This window comes from Gaiella sp., assembly GCF_057140465.1.
Map to the genome: position 1 here is coordinate 1 of NZ_DBNHWK010000100.1, position 16,917 is coordinate 16,917.

Below are 16,917 nucleotides of genomic sequence, written 5' to 3' on the forward strand. Positions count from 1 at the left end.
CCTTCCCCCCGGACGATCGTCACCTCGGCGCGCGCGTACGTCGGCAGGACGCGGTCGCGCGGCCCGGCCGGGGGCGCCGCCTCCTCGCGGGGCTCCGGCGCGGCGCCCGGCGTCGGGCTGCCGGTCACGCGACGACCTCGGTCGCGCCGATCGACGCGCGGACGCCGCCCCGCGCGGCCTCGATCGCCGCGACGAGCTTCGGGACGATCCCGCCCTCGAAGCGGCCCTCCCCGAGCAGGCGGTCGGCCTCGTCGGCCCCGAGTCGCTCGACGACGGCGTCGTCGAGGAGCACGCCCGGGACGTCGGAGACGAAGACGATCCGGTCGGCGCGGAGGCCCACCGCGAGCGCCGCCGCCGCCTCGTCGGCGTTCACGTTCAGAGGGCCCCGCGCGAGCGGTGCCACGACGGGGATCCGCCCGTCGGCCAGGACGTCGAGGACCGCGGGCGGCGCCGACGGGATGGGATCACCGACGAGCCCGAGGCCGGCGACGGGATCGGCCTCGAGCCCGATCTCGTCGCCGGCGAGGCCGACCGCGTCGGCGCCCAGCACCTGGCAGACCTGGGCGTTGACGGCGAGCAGCCCGTCGCGGACGACGGCGAGCGCCTCCGGCGTCGTCACCCGCCGGCCGCGGACGAACTCCGCCGTGATGCCGCGGCGCTCCATCTCGGCCGTGATCTGCGGGCCGGCGCCGTGGACGACGACGACCTCGTGCCCCCCGTCCCGCAGGGCGCGCGCCTCCACGGCGGCGTCCCTGGCGACGCGGCCCCCGAGCTTGAGGACGACCCTCATGTCGTGTACTCCGCGTTGATACGGACGTAGTCGTAGGTGAGGTCGGACGCGAGGTACGCCGCCGCGCCCTCTCCGAGGCCGAGCGCGAGGTCGACGCGGCAGGCCGCTCCGCCGAGCTGCGGCACGCTCCCCGTCGGCGACCCCCGGTCGAACACCGTCACGCCGTCGAAGGAGACGCTGAGGGAGGCTGGATCGAGCTCGGCGAACCCGCCGTCCCAGGGCGCCGAGCCCGCTGCCGCCAGCACCCGCCCCCAGTTCGGGTCGCGGCCGAACGCCGCCGTCTTGACGAGCGGCGAGGTCGCGATGCGTTGCGCGATCGCGTGCGCCTGCTCGTCGCTCACGGCGCCGCGAACGGAGATCTCGAGGACGACGGTGGCGCCCTCGCCGTCGGCGACGATCAGGCGGGCGAGGTCGCCGCACACGGATGCGAGCGCGGCTGCGAACGCCTCGTCCGACCGGGGCGTGCGCGAGACCGCGCGGGCGCCGTTGGCCAGCAGGACGACCGCGTCGTTGGTCGAGCAGTCGCCGTCGACGGAGATCCGGTTGAAGCTCCCCTCGACCGCGGGGCGCAGGAACCGTCCCGCCTCCCCGGCCGCGAGGGGGTAGTCCGTCGTGATCACCGCGAGCATCGTCGCCAGCCGCGGATGGATCATCCCGGCGCCCTTCGCCATCCCCCCGACGACGAAGCCCTCGCCCTCGGCGACGGCCGTCTTCGGGCCGGAGTCGGTCGTGAGGATCGCGCGCGCGGCGGCATCGCCTCCCGCGACGGAGAGCTCGCGCGCCGCGGCGCGGACGCCGGCGAGCATCCTCTCCATGGGGAGTGGCACCCCGATCACGCCCGTCGAGAGCACGACCACCTGCTCGGGAACGAGGCCGAGCTCGGCCGCCGCTGCGGCGGCGGTCGCCTCGGCGTCGGCCTCACCGGCGGCACCCGTCGCGGCGTTCGCGCTCCCCGCGTTGACGACGACGGCCTGGGGCTCGGCCACCTCCAGGTGCCGGCGGGACACGACGACCGGTGCCGCCTGCACCCGGTTCGCCGTCCACATCGCTGAGCCGACGGCGGCCGGGTCGGAGCGGACGAGGGCGACGTCGGGGCCTCCTGACGCCTTGATCCCCGCGGTGACGCCCGCGGCGAGGAACCCTCTGGGAGCCGTGATCGACACCGGCGGCGCCGTCAGACGAGGACACCCGGCAGCCGCAGACCCGCCGTGTCGGGGAAGCCGAAGAGCCGGTTGACGTTCTGCACCGCCTGCCCCGCCGCGCCCTTGCCGAGGTTGTCGAGCGCGCAGATCACGATCGTCCGATCCGTGAACCGGTCCTGGAACACGCCGATCTCGGCGGCGTCCGTCCCCTGCACGCGCCCGAGCTCCGGCGCCATCCCGTCCGGCAGCACGGTGACGACCGCGCTGCCCGCGTAGTGCTCCTCGAGCACCGCGCGCAGGTCGGCGCCCGTCGACTGCACGTAGCACGTCGCGAGCAGGCCGCGCCGAACGGGCAGGAGGTGGGGAGTGAACGTGATCGGGAAGCCCAGGAACTGCGCGATCTCGGGGACGTGCTGGTGCGACCCGACCTTGTAGGGCGAGAGGTTCTCGAGCACGAACCCCGCGTGCGTCGAGGCCCGCGGCGTCCGCCCCGCGCCCGTCATGCCGGACTTCGCGTCGACGACGACCGACGTCGGCTCGACGTGGTCCCGGAGCGGCCCGAGCGCGAGCAGGGTCGCGGTCGCGTAGCACCCGGGGTTCGCGATCAGCCTCCCGTGGACCTCGACCAGCTCCGGCAGCCCGTAGACCCACCCGTCGAGCGACTCCGGATGAGGATGGTGGAACCCGTACCAGGTCGCGTACAGGTCGGCGTCCCGGAGCCGATGGGCGCCGGACAGGTCGACGACGACGCCTCCGGTCCTCGGCTCGAGCGCCGCCGCCTCCTCGTGCGAGAGGCACACGAAGGTGATGTCCGCGTCGACGGACAGCGCCGCCTCGTTCGTGATGAAGCGAGGGACGCGGCGGCCGCCGTTGCGGTTGAGGCGCGGATCGAGCGCGGTCGCATCACGCCCCGCGAGCGAGTCCGACCCGACCGCGTACAGCTCGAGCGACGGGTGTGCCAGCACGCGGTCGAGCGTCTCCTGCCCCGTGTACCCCGCGGCGCCGACGATGGTGACGTTCGCCATCTGCATAGTATGCATTACCTACGCCACATATGCGTTACGCGCTCATCCGCCCCTCGAGCCCGGAGGCGGGGGCGACGAGCATCGGCCGGGGGACGAGCCGCCGGAACCGGCCACCCACCGCCGGCTCGTCGAGCAGCCGGCGCGCACGCTCCGATCCCGTCGTCCGCACGTGCTGCTCGAGCAGGCGCACGAGACGCTCCTCGTCGTCCGCCTCGAGGTCGACGAGCTCCACGAGCTCCAGGTTGACGAGGCTCGGGTCGACGTCGAGCACGAACGCCTCCCCACCGGTCATCCCCGCACCGAGGTTGCGCCCGTGCGGGCCGAGCACGACCACCGTCCCCCGGGTCATGTACTCGCAGGCGTGGTCGCCGACGCCCTCGATCACCGCCGATGCCCCGGAGTTCCGCACCGCGAAGCGCTCACCGGCCGCGCCGGCGCAGAAGAGCGCGCCGCCCGTCGCGCCGTAGAGCGCGGTGTTGCCGATGAGGCAGGGTGCGCCCTCGTCGTCGGGCGGCGGTGCGATCACGATGCGCCCACCGCTCATCGACTTGCCCACGTAGTCGTTCGCCTCGCCCACCAGGTGGAGCTCGACGCCGGCGACGAGGAACGCGCCGAAGCTCTGACCCGCAGTGCCCTCGAACCGCGCCCGCACGCGCCCTGCGGGCAGCTCGCCGCCGACGGCCTTCGCGATCTCGCCCGACAGGCGGGCACCGACCGCGCGGTCGGCGTTCGTGATCGCGTACGCCGGCTCCACGAGCCGCGCCTCGTCGATCGCGTCGCGCCCGATCCCGTGGAGGAGCGCCCCGAGCCGGTCCGGGGTGTGCGGCACCGGCTGGCGGACGTAGCGGGCGTGGCCGTCGCCTGCGCGCGCGAGGAGCGGCGTGAGGTCGAGGCCGTCCGCCGCGGCGTCACCGGTCCGCCGCTGGCGGAGCAGGTCGACGCGCCCGACCGCCTCGTCGATCGACCGCAGCCCGAGGGCGGCGAGGATCGACCTCGTCTCCTGCGCGACGAAGCGGAGGTAGGCCTCCACCATCTCGGGGGTGCCCGCGAACTTCTCGCGCAGCTCGGGCCGCTGGCTCGCGATCCCGACCGGGCACGTGTCGAGGTGGCAGGAGCGAACCATGAGGCACCCCTCGGCGATCAGCAGCGCCGTCCCGAACGAGAACTCGTCCGCGCCGAGCAGCGCCGCGACGACGACGTCGCGACCGGTCTTGAACCCCCCGTCGACCCGCACCCGGACGCGGCCGCGCAGGCCGTTCGCGACGAGGGCCTGCTGCGTCTCGGCGAGGCCGAGCTCCCACGGGGCGCCGGCGTGCTTGATCGATGGGAGCGGGCTCGCACCGGTGCCGCCGTCCGCGCCGGCGACGTGGACGATGTCCGCGTGCGCCTTCGCGACGCCGGCCGCGATCACGCCGACGCCCGCCTCGGCCACCAGCTTCACCGAGATCTCCGCCTGCGGGTTCACCTCGCGGAGGTCGAAGATCAGCTGTGCGAGGTCCTCGATCGAGTAGATGTCGTGGTGCGGCGGCGGCGAGATCAGCGAGACGCCCGGCTGCGTGCCGCGGAGGCGGGCGATCTCGTCGGTGACCTTGTGGGCGGGGATCTGCCCGCCCTCGCCCGGCTTCGAGCCCTGGGCGACCTTGATCTGCAGCTCGTCCGCGAAGGCCGCGTACTCCGCCGTGACGCCGAAACGCCCCGAGGCGACCTGCTTGATCGCCGAGTTCCGGTGGGTGCGGTACCGGGCCGGGTCCTCGCCGCCCTCGCCGCAGTTCGAGCGGGCCCCGAGGCGGTTGAGCGCGATCGCGATCGTCTCGTGGGCCTCGGCCGACAGCGCGCCGTGGGACATGGCGCCACCGGAGAAGCGGCGGACGATCGACTCGACGGCCTCGACCTCGTCGAGCGGGACTGCGGGCCCGGCCGGCGCGACGTCGAGGAGGTCGCGCATCTCCATCGGCACGCGCTCGTTGACGAGAGCGGCGAACCGCTCGTAGAGGTCCGACCGCTCGCCCTTGACCGCCTGCCGCAGCGCGTGCGCCGCCGTCACGCTCTCCTGCAGCGCCGCCACGACCTCCGGCGTCGTCGCGTGGGGCTCGCCTCCCTTGCGGAACTTGTAGAAGCCGGGGTTCTCGAGCTCGATGCGCTCCTGCTGCGAGGCGGCGAGCCGGTCGAGCGCCTCGCGCTCGAGGCGGTCGAGCCCGATCCCGCCGACCGCCGACGGGACGCCCCCGAAGAAGCGGCGGCAGAGCCGGCGGTCGAGGCCGACGGCCTCGAAGAGCCGCGCGCCGCGGTAGCTGCCGACATCGGAGATCCCCATCTTCGCCATCACCTTGAGCACGCCGTCCTCGACCGCCGCGAGGAAGCGTCGCTGGGCCTCCGCGGGCGAGGGCCGGTCGCCCCCCACCTTGTCGTCGGCGGCGAGCTGCCCGATCGACGCGAGCGCCAGGCCCGGGCAGACGGCGTCGGCGCCGAAGCCGACGAGCGTCGCGACCATGTGCGTGTCCCGCGGCTCGTCGGAGTCCACGATCAGGGAGCACCGCGTGCGCAGCCCCCGCTCCACCAGGCGGCCGTGGGCGGCGGCGACCGCGAGCAGGGACGGGATCGGCGCCCGCTCGCCCCCGGCGATGGCGTCGCTGATGCTGACGAGGGTCGTGCCCCCCTCGACGAGGGCGACGCACTCGTCGGCCACCCGTTCGACCGCGTCGGCGAGGAACTCCGAGGCGGTGAAGGTGGCGTCGACGACGGCCGGGGCGAGCTCCTCGAGGCCCTGCGGCGTGAGCAGGAACGACGGCAGCACGTGCACCACGGGCAACGGCCCGGAGGCGTCGACCGCGGCGCGAGGCCCGAGGAACGTCGAGACCGACATCACGGCACGCTCGCGGTAGTGGTCGATCGCGGGGTTCGTGACCTGCGCGAACCGCTGCCGGAAGTACGAGGCGAGCGGCCGGGCACGACCGGCGAGCGGGGCGAGCGGGGCGTCGTCCCCCATCGAGTAGACGGGGTCGTGGCCCGTCTGTGCGATCGGCCGGAGCATGAGGCTCAGCTCCTCGCGGGTGTAGCCGAACAGGGCGTGCCGGACGGCGAGACCGCTGTCCACAACGCCCGGGACGTCGCCGGCCTCGACCCGCCTCGCACTGTCGTCGACCCACGTCGCGTACGGATGACGCGCGGCGAGCGCCCGCTTCAGCTCCCCGTCGAAGAGCAGGCCGCGCTCCGGATCGACCGAGAGCTGCTGGCCGGGGCCCAGCCGCCCGCGGCGTACCGGCACCCCCTCCGGAAGGGGCACCGCGCCCGCCTCCGAGGAGACGGCGACGAGATCGCCGGCGACCGCGACCCGCAGCGGACGGAGGCCGTTGCGGTCGAGCGCGGCGCCGCACGCCCGCCCGTCGCTGTAGACGAGGCCGGCCGGCCCGTCCCACGGCTCGACGAGGAGCGCGTGGTACCGGTGCATCGCGCGCACGTCGTCGTCGATCCGACGGTCGTTCTGCCAGGCGGGCGGAACGAGCATCGCGACCGCCTCGCGGATGTCGCGACCGCGCCGCACGAGCAGCTCCAGCGCGTTGTCGAGCAGGGCCGAGTCCGAGCCGTTGCGGTCGAGCGCGGGCGCGAGCGCCTCGTCGTGCCCGCGCGCGGCCTCGCGGGCCTCCATCCACGAGACGTTGCCGTCGATCGTGTTGATCTCGCCGTTGTGGCACAGCAGCCGGAAGGGCTGCGCGCGCTCCCAGCTCGGCTCCGTGTTCGTCGAGAACCGCTGGTGGAAGATCGCCCACGAGACTGCGTATCCCGGGTCGGCGAGGTCGGGGTAGAACGCGGTCAGCTGGGTCGCGGCGCAGAGGGCCTTGTACGTGACGGTGCGGAAGGAGAGCGACGCGACGTAGACGCCCTCGAACGCCTCCGCGCGGCGGCGGGCGCGGTGCGCACGCTCCTCCGCATCGTCGTGCGGGCACGGGGCGAGCACGAGCTGCGCGATCCGCGGCATGCTCGCGGTCGCGGTCGACCCGAGAGCGGCCATCTCGTGCGGAACGTCCCGCCAGCCGGCCGGCTCGAGGCCCTCGGCACGGCACGCCTCCTCGACGACATGGCGCAGCCACGGGTCGCGGAGGAAGCACATGGCGATGCCGCCTCCGGCGACCCCCGTGAGCACCGGCGAGAGCGGGAGCAGGACGCCCGCGCCGTCCCCGGTGACGCCGTCGGCCGCCCACGCGCCGCGGTGCGAGACGGCCCCGAGCCCCGCGAGCGCACGGTCGAGGATCTCACGGGACGCGCGACCGTGCACGTCCGCGACGAGCCCGATGCCGCACGCATCGCGCTCGCGCGCGGCGTCGAAGAGGAGCTGGTCGCGGCTCACGTCTGCGCAGTCCGCCTTTCCGGTCGTCGGGTCGGTCTGGTTCGTCGGTGGAGGTCGAGGAGGGTTGTGCCTCTCGCCGGTGTCTGGAGCGCTAGTCCGGCGGGGCGAGAGAGACGCCGGCTAGCGCGTGGTCGGCGCGACGAACGCGAACGGGCGGATGGCCGCCGGATCTGCTTCGGGATTCGCGGTCGCGCGCATGACGAATGGCAGATCGTAGACGGCCGGCTCCTCCGGCTGCAAGGCGGTTCACCGGATCGACACCGGTCGCGCGTTGACAGGCCCGGCGTCTCTCGGGCACACTTCGGCCTCCGATGCAGCTTCGAGCCGTACCGACGCACGAGATCGATCCGCGCCCCGCGGTGTCCGTCGGCGTCGGCATCGAGCTGCTCCTCATTCTCCCCCGCTAGGGGGAGAGACGTCGCTCACGCGCCGGGCACGGCGCACACGCCGACCGACACGACACCACCGGTACGTCCTCCGCGGCGACCGATCGAAGGAGATTTCCAGTGAGCACCCCGCAGGAACACGAGAGATTCCCAGGACGGCCGACTGCAGCGCCGGCGCCGTGGCCGACCGGGGACGGCACCGCGCCGGCCGCGCAGCGGACGTACGTCGTCGCATGCCTCGCGGGTCACGGGATCGGCCCGGAGGTCACGGCCGCCGCGAGCCGGGCACTCGCACACGTGTCGCGACAGCACGGCTTCCGCATCGACGAGGTCCATCCCCCGTTCGCCGGAGAGGCGCTGCATCGATCGGGCCATCCGCTTCCCGCCTCGACCCGCGCTGCCATCCGCGCCGCCGACGCCGTGCTCGTCGCCGACGCGACGGCTCCTGCGCTGGCCGGCGTGCAGGCCGAACTCGATCTCGCCGTCCGTGTCACGCGACTCCTCACCGAGGACGGCCCCTCCCTGACGACGTTCTCGCCGCTCCACGAGCAGGCGGAGGACGTGACCCTGGAGCGGGCGTTCGCGACGGCCTGCGCGCGCACCGGGCGGCTCGTCTCCGTCGGCATCGGCGAGGCATGGAGAGATCGGGTCGACGACCACGCGACCGGCCACCAGGGCGTGGCCGTCGAGCACACGACGCTCGCCGACGCGCTCGCACGGCTGGCGGAGGATCCGGGCTCGCTGGGGCTCGTCGCCGCCGAGCGGGCGGTGAGCGACGCGGTCGCCGGCGCTCCCGCCCTCGGCGGACGCCGTGACCCGGGGGCCACCGGGTACCTCTCGACGACCGGCCCCGGACTGTTCGGGCCGACACACGGTCACGCCCGTGACATCGCCGGCCAGGGTGTCGCCAACCCGAGCGAGATGCTCGTCGCAGCCGCACTCCTGCTCGACGAAGGCCTGGGACGGCGGAGCGCGGCCGTCGCCCTCGAGGAGTCGCTGCTGGCGACGCTCGGCACGTCGCGGCGGACCGCCGACATGAGCGGCTCGGGCGTCGCGGCGACGACGCTCGAGTTCATGGAGGCGGTGCTCGGGTTGCTCCCGAGCGCGCGCCGTGATACCGAGTTCGCACTGGCGGTGCACCGATGAGGATCAGTGGAGCAGATGCGATCCTCCGCTCGCTCGAGGCGGAGGGCGTCGAGGTGATGTTCGGGATCCCCGGCGGCGCGATCATGCCCACCTACGACGCCATGGCGCGGGGCACGAGCGTCCGACACGTCCTCGCGCGGCACGAGCAGGGCGCCGGCCACATGGCCCAGGGCTACGCGCGCGCCTCGGGGAGGGTCGGGGTCGCGATCGCCACCTCGGGCCCCGGGGCGACAAACCTCGTGACGCCGATCGCGGACGCGTGGATGGACTCGACGCCGCTGGTCTGCATCACCGGCCAGGTGCGGACGACGCTGATCGGGACGGATGCGTTCCAGGAGTGCGACATCACCGGCATCACGATGCCGGTCGTCAAGCACTCGTGGCTCGTCCAGGACGCACGCGAGATCCCGTCGGTGATGAAGGCGGCGTTCCACATCGCCCGGTCGGGCCGCTGCGGCCCCGTCCTCGTCGACGTCCCACGTGACGTCCAGGAGGCCGAGCTCGAGTTCGCGTACCCCGATCGCGTCGACCTGCCCGGATGGAAGCCACCGACCAAGGTGCACCCGCTGCAGATCCGGGAGGCAGCTCGCGTGATCGCGGGAGCCGAGAAGCCCGTGCTCTACGTCGGCGGCGGGACGATCAACGCCGAGGCGTGCGAGGAGCTGCGGCAGCTCGCCGAGGTCGGCCGGCTCCCCGTGATCACGACGCTGATGGGGAAGGGCGCGTTCCCGGAGACGCACGAGCTCCACTTCGGCTGGCCGGGGATGCACGGGCCCAAGTGGTCGAACCTGGCGATGAACTCGTGTGACGTGCTCGTCGCCGTCGGCTCCCGTTTCGACGACCGGGTCACGGGCAAGCTCTCGGCGTTCGCCCCCGGCGCAACCGTCGTCCACCTCGACGTCGACGCCGCCGAGATCTCGAAGCTGCGCGGTGCGAACGTGCCCGTCGTCGGCCCGCTGAAGAAGGCGCTCCACGAGCTCGCGCGCGACGTCGGGCGCCTGCGCGGCGAGGGCGCGCCGCCACCCGAGGCCTGGCTGCAGCGCATCGCCGACTGGCGCGAGGAGTTCCCGCTCCGGTACGGGTCGCGCCCGGGCGTGATCAAGCCGCAGCTCGCGATGGAGCACCTGCAGGCGCTGACGGCGGGCGAGGACGTGATCGTGACGACCGGGGTCGGTCAGCACCAGATGTGGGCCATGCAGTACGTCCTCTCCGAGCAGCCCCGCTCGTTCATCAGCTCCGGGGGCCTGGGGACGATGGGCTACGGCATCCCGGCGGCGATCGGGGCGAAAGCGGCGCGGCCCGAGGCGACGGTCGTCTGCGTCGACGGGGACGGGTGCTTCCAGATGACGTGCCAGGAGCTCGCGACCGCGGTGCTCGACGACTTCCCGATCGTCGTCGTGCTCGTGAACAACGAGCACCTCGGCATGGTCACGCAGTGGCAGGACATGTTCTTCGAGGGGCGGCGCTCCCACGTCCACCTGACGCGGGCGGTGCCCGACTACGCCCGGCTCGCCGAGGCGTACGGCGCCGTCGGCATCACCGTGACCGAGGAGCACGAGCTCCAGCCGGCGCTCGAGGAGGCCCTCGGCCTCGGACGCACGGTCGTCGTCGACGTGCACGTCGATCCGACCGAGCAGTGCTTCCCGATGATCCCCGCCGGCGCGGCGGCACTCGACATGATCGAGTGGGAGGAGACCGTGGAGGCGACGCCGTGAAGCACACGATCTCGGTGATCGTCGAAGACCGCCCCGGTGCGCTGACGCGGATCACCACGATGTTCGCCCGCCGCGGCTTCAACATCGACTCGCTCGCCGTCGGCCCGACCGAGCGGCCGGGGGTCTCGTGCATCACGCTGCGCGTCGACTGCTCGCAGCACACGCTCGAGCAGATCGAGAAGCAGATCCACAAGCTGGTGAACGTCCTCCGCGTGACGGAGCTCGTCCCGGGCGACGCGGTCGAGCGCGAGCTGATGGTGATCAAGGTCACCGCCGACCCCGAGCGACGGGCCGAGCTCGTGACGACGGCCGAGGCCTTCGCGGGCCGCGTGCTCGACCTCGGCCCGGAGTCCGTCGTGTTCGAGGTCGTCGGCACCCCCGAGGAGCTCGACTCCTTCCACGAGCTCTGTCGCCCGTACGGCGTCCGGGAGCTCGTGCGTACCGGACGGATCGGCATGTCGCGGGCGTCGGCCCGGCGCGACCGTGGACCACGCCTCGCGGCGATCAACTGACCGGCGCGGGCCGCTCCGCCCTAGGATTCCGGCGCACGCACAACGACGAAAGGACTGCGATGGCGACGATTCTCTCCGGCGGCGACCTGTCCCTGCTCTCCGGGAAGGTGGCGGTCGTCGGCTACGGAAGCCAGGGACACGCCCATGCCCTCAACCTGCGCGACTCCGGCGTGCAGGTCGCGGTCGGGCTGCGCCCGGGCTCGAGCTCGTGGGGAGAGGCCGAGGCCGCCGGGCTGGCGGTCGCGCCCGTCGCCGACGCCGTGCAGGGCGCCCAGCTCGTCTCGATCCTCCTTCCCGACCAGGTGCAACCCGCCGTGTGGCAGGAGGCGATCGCGCCCGCGGTCGATCCCGCCGCAACCGTCCTCTTCGCGCACGGCTTCAACGTGCTCTACGGCCGCGTCGCGCCGGCTGCCGGCCACGACGTGATCATGGTCGCCCCGAAGGGCCCCGGGCACATCGTGCGCCGGCTGTTCACGGAGGGCTACGGGACGCCTGCCCTGATCGCGGTCGCGCAGGATGCGAGCGGGCAGGCCCGTGACGTCGCGCTCGCCTACGCGACCGGGATCGGCGCGGGCCGCGCCGGCATCCTCGAGACGACCTTCAAGGAGGAGACCGAGACGGATCTCTTCGGTGAGCAGGCCGTGCTCTGCGGCGGCACCGCCGAGCTCGTCCGGGCGGGCTTCGAGACGCTCGTCGAGGCCGGCTACCAGCCGGAGATCGCGTACTACGAGTGCCTGCACGAGCTGAAGCTGATCGTCGACCTGATGTGGGAGGGCGGGCTCTCCCACATGCGCTGGTCGATCTCCGACACCGCGGAGTTCGGGGACTACACGCGGGGCCGCCGGGTGATCGACGAGCACGTGCGCGAGGAGATGCGCGGGATCCTCGCCGACATCCAGTCGGGGGCGTTCGCACGCGAGTGGATCGAGGACATGGATCGCGGTGAGGAGCGCCTCCATGCGATGCGGGCGGAGGCGGCCCGCACGACGATCGAGACCGTCGGCGCGGAGCTGCGGTCCCTCATGCATCGCGCAGGGGACGCGTGACGCGCGACGCCGTCGACGTCCCCGTCGCGCTGCTCGGGTACGGCACGGTCGGCGCGGCCGTCCACCGGCTGCTCGACGAGCAGGGCGACGAGATCGAGCGGGCGACGGGGCACCGTCTCCGGGTGGTGCGGGCGCTCGTGCGCGACGTCGATCGCGAGCGCCCCTGCTCTCCGGGAGCGGGCGTCCTCACGACCGACTTCGCCGCGATCCGCGACGACCCGCAGGTCCGGCTCGTCGCCGAGGTGATGGGCGGGCTCGACCCCGCGGGCGACCACGTGGTCGAGCTCCTGCGGCGCGGGACGCCGGTCGTCACCGCGAACAAGCAGCTCCTCGCCCGGCGTGGGCCGGAGCTGTTCGAGGCCGCGGCCGGCGGCGGCGTGCAGCTGCGCTTCGAGGCGAGCGTCTGCGCGGCGATCCCCGTGATCAAGGTGCTCCGCGAGGCGCTCGTCGTCACCAACGTCCACCGCGTGCTCGGGATCGTCAACGGCACGACGAACTTCATCCTCTCGGCGATGGAGGGAGGGCAGACGTACGCGGAGGCGCTCGCGGAGGCACAGCGCCTCGGGTACGCGGAGGCCGACCCGGCGGAGGACGTCGGCGGGCTCGACGCCGCGGCGAAGACGGCGATCCTCGCGACCGTCGCCTTCGGGTCGCGGGTGCCGGTGGAGTGGGTCGAGGTCGAGGGGATCGAGGGCGTGACGCGCGAGCACGTCGCCGCGGCGCGGGCGATGGAGATGCACGTGAAGCTCGTGGCGCGCGCGACGCTCGGGGGCGACCTCGTGGACGTGCGCGTGGGCCCGGCGCTCGTCGACGCCCGTCACCCGCTGGCGGCCGTCGAGGGGGCGTTCAACGCGGTGATGCTCCAGGGAGACGCGATCCGCGAGATCATGCTCGAGGGGCCCGGCGCGGGCGGCATCGAGACCGCGTCCGCGGTCGTCGCCGACATGGTGTCGATCGTCGGCACGACGGGCACCGGCTTCCTCCAGAACGATCCCGTCTGGCGCGAGCTCGGACGGCTGCCGGCCGGCGAGCTGGCGTCGCCCTGGTACCTGCGCCTCGAGGTCGAGGACCGGGCCGGCGTGCTCGCGCGGCTCGCGCAGGAGCTCGCCGCCGAGGGCGTCTCGGTCGCCCGTCTCGTGCAGCAGCCCGCCGACGGCCATGCGGTGCTGCACGTCGTCACGCACGAGGCGGCGCAGGGCGGCCTCGAGCGGGCGCTCGCGGCGATCAGGGCGCTCCCCGAGTCCCGTGGCCACGCGAGCGCGCTCCCGGTCGTCTCCGACCGCGGCGTGGAGGAGCTCGGCTGGGCGTAGCGGGGGCGCAGGGCAATGCTCGTCGCCCGCGCCGCCGTCGCCTTCGCGGCCGCGCAGCAACGGTTTCGTGTAAGAACGACAGAGTGACCCCGCCGCTGATCGAGCGCTTCCGGCGGATCCTGCCCGTGGACGCCGCGACCCCGGTCGTGACGCTGGGCGAGGGCGGGACGCCGCTCCTCCGGGCCCCCCGCCTCTCCGAGAGGTACGGGCGCGAGATCTGGATCAAGTGGGAGGGCGGAAACCCGACGGGGAGCTACAAGGACCGCGGGATGACCGTCGCCGTCTCGAAGGCGGTCGAGGAGGACGCCCGGGCCGTGATCTGCGCCTCGACCGGAAACACCGCGGCCTCCGCCGCCGCCTACGCCGCGCGGGCGGGGATCCCGGCGCTCGTGCTCGTGCCGGCCGGAGCGGTCAGCGGCGCGAAGGTCGCCCAGACGCGGATGCTCGGGGCGACGGTGCTCGAGGTGCGCGGGGACTTCGAGGAGGCGCTCGCCGGCGCCCAGGAGCTCGCCCGCCGCGGGACGCACGTCCTCGTCAACTCGCTGAACCCGTACCGCCGGGAGGGGCAGAAGACCGCCGTCTACGAGATCGTCGAGGAGCTCGGGCGAGCCCCGGACGCGTTCGTCATCCCCTACGGGGGCGGCGGCAACACCTCCGCCTACGCCCAGGCGATCGGGGAGCTCGGCCTCGGCACGCGGATCGTCTCCGCCGAAGCGGCGGACCGGCGACACACGCTCGCCTCGGCGATCCGCATCGGCGACCCGGTCCACGCCGCCTCGGTCGAGCAGGCGGGCGCGCAGGTCGTCCCGGTGACGGACGATGCGATCGTCGCCGCCTGGCGTGAGCTCGGGGCGCTCGAGGGGGTGTTCTGCGAGCCGTCGTCGGCAGCAGGGCTCGCGGCGCTCGGGACGGGCGACGTGCAGGGGGAGCGCGTCGTGCTGACGCTGACCGGGCACGGCCTCAAGGACGTCGCAGCGGCCGAGCGGTACGCTCCACCGCCGGTGCAGTGCGACCCCTCACCCGACGCGATCGCGAAGGCGGCCGGCACGTGATCCTGCGCGCACCGGCATCGTCCGCCAACCTCGGCGCCGGCTTCGACTGCGTGGCCGTCGCTCTCGAGCTCTGGAACGAGCTCGAGGTGACCGACGGCTCCGGCGTCGTCGTCGAGGGGGTCGGTGCCGACGAGCTGCCGACCGACGAGACGAACCTCGTCGTCCGCGCCTACGCACGGCTCGCCGATCCGGCGGGCAAGCGGTTCCGTCTCGTCAACCGGATACCGCTGGAGCGCGGGCTCGGGTCGTCCGCGTCGGCGATCGCCCTGGGCCTCGCAGCCGCCGCGCCGGACGCCTCTGCCGAGGAGCTGCTCGCGATCGCACTCGAGTTCGAGAGCCACGCCGACAACCTCGCCGCCGCGCTCGTCGGCGGGGTGACCCTCACGTGGAACCACCGCATCGCCCGCATCGGCCAGACGCTGCCGCTGGCCCCGGTGGTCGTGATCCCCGCGATGCGGGTGCGGACTGCGCTGTCGCGTCACGCACTGCCCGACGTCGTGCCCCACGCGGACGCGGCGCTGACGGTCGGCCGGGCGGCGATGCTGGGGGCGGCGCTGGCCTCCGGCGATCGCGAGCTGTTCGCCGCGGCGCTGACCGACCGGCTGCACGAGCCCTACCGGCCGTCGCGGATCCTCGAGGCGATCCGCGAGGAGCTGCCGTCCGGCGCCCGGGGCGCGACGCTCTCGGGCTCCGGCCCCTCGGTGATGGTCTGGTCGGAGGACGCCGACGCCACCGTGGCGGAGCTGCGCCGCCGGTTCCCCGAGCACGACGTGCTCCCACTGTCCGTCGCCGCGCGTGGGGCGCTCACGTGATCCGGCTCGTCGACTGCCGTCCACGCGGCGCATACGAGTCCGGGCACGTCCCCGGCGCGGCGCACCTCGATCCCGAGCACGACCTGACCGGGGAGGTCGGAGACCTCTCCCGGGGGCGCCATCCGCTTCCCGAGCCCCACGTGCTCGCCGAGGCGTTCGGGCGCGCGGGCATCGACGGCGACCGCTTCGTGCTCGCGTACGACGAGGGCACGGGGTGGGCCGCTCGCTGCTGGTGGCTGCTCCGCCACCTCGGTCACGACGCCTGCGGCACGTTCGACCTCCGCGCGTACACGGGGCCGAGAGCCGTCGGTGCCGGCGCCGCCGTCGAGCCGGCGCTCTTCGTGCCGCGCGTGCGAGCCGACGACGTGATCGAGACGGAGGAGATCCTCGAGCGGCTCGACGACGCGTCGCTCGTGCTCGTCGACGCGAGGGCGGCCGAGCGCTGGCGCGGTGACGTCGAGCCGCTCGACCCGGTCGCCGGCAGGATCCCCGGCGCGCGCAACGCCCCCTTCGAGCAGCCGCTGCCCGCCGATCTCGCATCGGCCGGCGCCGAGCTGGTCGCATACTGCGGCTCCGGCGTGACCGCGTGCGTGCTCGTGCAGCGCCTCGCGCTCGCCGGCCGCCCCGACACGCGGCTGTACCCCGGATCGTTCAGCGAATGGTGCCGCCGCCCCGATGCCCCGATCGAGAGAGGAGAGCCGTGAGCACGCCCTACGACCTGCCCTCCGACCCCGCGAAGCGGCAGAGCGCCACGCTGACCGACGGCCCCGACCGCGCGGGTGCGCGCGCGATGCTGAAGGGGACGGGCTTCACGGACGAGGACCTCGCGCGCCCGATCATCGGGGTGGGCACGACGTGGATCGAGACGATGCCGTGCAACCTCAACCAGCGCGACCTCGCCGTCCACGTCAAGCGCGGCGTCCGTGACGCCGGCGGCACGCCGATGGAGTTCAACACGATCGCGGTCTCCGACGGGGTCTCCATGGGGACATCCGGGATGCGCGCGTCGCTCGTCTCCCGCGAGGTGATCGCCGACTCGATCGAGCTCGTCGCCCGGGGTCATCTCTTCGACGGGCTCGTGTGCCTCGTCGCCTGCGACAAGACGAACCCCGGTGCGGCGATGGCCGTGGGGCGGCTCGACATCCCCGCGATCGTCTCGTACACGGGGTCGATCGCGCCCGGCCTCTACCGCCAGCGGGAGGTCTCCGTCGCCGACGTCTACGAGGGGATCGGCGCGTACGCCGCCGGGAAGATCACGGCGGAGGACCTCCACGAGCTCGAGTCGGTGGCATGCCCGGGCGCGGGCGCCTGCGGAGGCCAGTTCACGGCGAACACGATGTCGACGATCCTCGACTTCCTCGGGCTCTCCCCGTTCGGCACGAACGGGATCCCGGCGATGCACCGCGACAAGGACGAGGCCGCCTACGAGGCCGGGCGGCTGGTGGTGCGGCTCGTGCGCGACGGCGTCACGCCGCGCTCGATCGTCACGAAGCAGTCCTTCGAGAACGCGATCGCCTCGGTCGCCGCGACGGGGGGCTCGACGAACGCCGTCCTGCACCTCGTCGCGATGGCGCGGGACTTCGGGATCGACGTCACGATCGACGACTTCGAGCGCATCTCGGCGCGGACGCCGATC

Annotated in this window: 13 protein-coding genes; 9 read left to right on the forward strand and 4 right to left on the reverse strand. The window is 73.8% G+C overall.

Translation table 11 applies throughout. From position 1 onward, the window contains the following. Window positions 1-124: 124 nt before the first annotated feature. Genes AC162C_RS13830 through gltB form a run of 4 tightly spaced genes read right to left on the reverse strand, consistent with a single transcriptional unit; the run spans window position 125 to window position 7,302 of the window. Window positions 125-790: an amino acid kinase family protein gene (locus tag AC162C_RS13830; RefSeq protein WP_484098045.1), complete on the reverse strand. Its 666-nt coding sequence runs from the start codon at window positions 788-790 to the stop codon at window positions 125-127. Next, window positions 787-1,953: a bifunctional glutamate N-acetyltransferase/amino-acid acetyltransferase ArgJ gene (argJ, locus tag AC162C_RS13835; RefSeq protein WP_484098046.1), complete on the reverse strand. Its 1,167-nt coding sequence runs from the start codon at window positions 1,951-1,953 to the stop codon at window positions 787-789. Before argJ ends, AC162C_RS13830 begins: the two co-directional genes overlap by 4 nt. Before the next feature lie 11 nt (window positions 1,954-1,964). Further along, the gene (argC, locus tag AC162C_RS13840) at window positions 1,965-2,957 is read right to left on the reverse strand and encodes an N-acetyl-gamma-glutamyl-phosphate reductase (RefSeq protein WP_484098047.1); all 993 of its coding nucleotides are present in this window, start codon (window positions 2,955-2,957) and stop codon (window positions 1,965-1,967) included. A 34-nt stretch (window positions 2,958-2,991) separates the two neighbouring features. After that, window positions 2,992-7,302 (reverse strand): glutamate synthase large subunit, encoded by a 4,311-nt coding sequence (gene gltB / locus AC162C_RS13845; protein WP_484098048.1) that lies wholly within the window; start codon window positions 7,300-7,302, stop codon window positions 2,992-2,994. 506 nt (window positions 7,303-7,808) lie between these two features. On the opposite strand from gltB, the gene AC162C_RS13850 reads away from it, so the two are divergent. From AC162C_RS13850 to AC162C_RS13890, 9 genes are all read left to right on the forward strand, one after another. Continuing rightward, entirely contained in the window at window positions 7,809-8,834 is a 1,026-nt protein-coding gene (locus AC162C_RS13850; protein ID WP_484098049.1) for an isocitrate/isopropylmalate family dehydrogenase, read from the forward strand. Beyond that, the gene (gene ilvB, locus AC162C_RS13855; protein WP_462972275.1) at window positions 8,831-10,549 is read left to right on the forward strand and encodes a biosynthetic-type acetolactate synthase large subunit; all 1,719 of its coding nucleotides are present in this window, start codon (window positions 8,831-8,833) and stop codon (window positions 10,547-10,549) included. The genes AC162C_RS13850 and ilvB overlap by 4 nt, the downstream gene beginning before the upstream one ends. Next, on the forward strand, window positions 10,546-11,061 hold the full coding sequence (gene ilvN / locus AC162C_RS13860) for an acetolactate synthase small subunit (RefSeq protein ID WP_484098050.1): 516 nt from the start codon (window positions 10,546-10,548) through the stop codon (window positions 11,059-11,061). Before ilvB ends, ilvN begins: the two co-directional genes overlap by 4 nt. A gap of 59 nt (window positions 11,062-11,120) precedes the next feature. Further along, complete coding sequence (gene ilvC / locus AC162C_RS13865) at window positions 11,121-12,107, forward strand: ketol-acid reductoisomerase (protein ID WP_484098051.1); 987 nt, start codon at window positions 11,121-11,123, stop codon at window positions 12,105-12,107. Continuing rightward, window positions 12,104-13,417 (forward strand): homoserine dehydrogenase, encoded by a 1,314-nt coding sequence (locus tag AC162C_RS13870; protein ID WP_484098052.1) that lies wholly within the window; start codon window positions 12,104-12,106, stop codon window positions 13,415-13,417. The genes ilvC and AC162C_RS13870 overlap by 4 nt, the downstream gene beginning before the upstream one ends. A gap of 83 nt (window positions 13,418-13,500) precedes the next feature. Further along, window positions 13,501-14,469 (forward strand): threonine synthase, encoded by a 969-nt coding sequence (gene thrC / locus AC162C_RS13875; RefSeq protein ID WP_484098053.1) that lies wholly within the window; start codon window positions 13,501-13,503, stop codon window positions 14,467-14,469. Further along, window positions 14,466-15,281 (forward strand): homoserine kinase, encoded by an 816-nt coding sequence (gene thrB / locus AC162C_RS13880; RefSeq protein WP_484098054.1) that lies wholly within the window; start codon window positions 14,466-14,468, stop codon window positions 15,279-15,281. The genes thrC and thrB overlap by 4 nt, the downstream gene beginning before the upstream one ends. Continuing rightward, window positions 15,278-15,985, forward strand: a complete 708-nt coding sequence (locus AC162C_RS13885; protein ID WP_484098055.1) for a sulfurtransferase — start codon at window positions 15,278-15,280, stop codon at window positions 15,983-15,985. Before thrB ends, AC162C_RS13885 begins: the two co-directional genes overlap by 4 nt. An 86-nt stretch (window positions 15,986-16,071) precedes the next feature. Then, the coding region (locus tag AC162C_RS13890; RefSeq protein ID WP_484098056.1) for a dihydroxy-acid dehydratase domain-containing protein at window positions 16,072-16,917 on the forward strand (846 nt) is incomplete at its 3' end.

Excerpts from the sequence above, each read along its gene's own strand:
- AC162C_RS13830 (WP_484098045.1), bottom strand. The coding sequence starts at position 790 with ATGAGGGTCGTCCTCAAGCTCGGGGGCCGCGTCGCCAGGGACGCCGCC.
- ilvC (WP_484098051.1), top strand. The coding sequence starts at position 11,121 with ATGGCGACGATTCTCTCCGGCGGCGACCTGTCCCTGCTCTCCGGGAAG.
- ilvB (WP_462972275.1), top strand. The coding sequence starts at position 8,831 with ATGAGGATCAGTGGAGCAGATGCGATCCTCCGCTCGCTCGAGGCGGAG.
- argC (WP_484098047.1), bottom strand. The coding sequence starts at position 2,957 with ATGGCGAACGTCACCATCGTCGGCGCCGCGGGGTACACGGGGCAGGAG.